The organism is Clostridium ihumii AP5, assembly GCF_000612845.1.
In the GTDB taxonomy this organism is placed as follows: Bacteria; Bacillota; Clostridia; order Clostridiales; family Clostridiaceae; genus Clostridium_J; species Clostridium_J ihumii.
Map to the genome: position 1 here is coordinate 1 of NZ_CCAT010000059.1, position 501 is coordinate 501.

The 501-nt window shown below is 43.3% G+C and carries 1 protein-coding gene; it reads left to right on the forward strand.

Going from position 1 to position 501, the window contains the following annotated elements:
• Nucleotides 1-94: 94 nt before the first annotated feature.
• Nucleotides 95-501: IS256 family transposase (locus tag BN346_RS11110; RefSeq protein ID WP_002324792.1), on the forward strand; the 407-nt coding region annotated here is incomplete at its 3' end.

Here is a 501-nt window from a genome sequence, read left to right on the forward strand (position 1 = left end):
GAGAGTGTAAAATATTTTGTGTAAATAGAAAAAAGGAAGTCCCTTCTGTAGAATAGAGTTACCACAACACATTCACAGAAGAGAGGACTTCCCTATGAACGATTTTACTACAGAAATTCTAAAGACTCTAGCGAACAAAGGCGATTTGAATGAATTATTCCGTGTCCATTTGGAGAAAGCAGTCAATACGCTTCTCAAAACGGAGTTAACGGCTTTCCTCGATTACGAAAAGTATGATCGCATTGGTTTTAACACGGGTAATTCTCGTAACGGCTCCTATGACCGTACGGTCAAGACCGAGTATGGGGAACTTCATCTCCAGATTCCGCGCGACCGCAATGGCGAGTTCAAGCAACAGACTGTTCCTGCTTATAGACGGACGAATGACACGTTAGAGGAGACCGTCATTCACCTCTTCCGAAAAGGTATTACCATGTCGGAAATCGCAGACTTGATTGAGAAAATGTATGGGCATCACTACACGCCCCAAACCATGTCCAA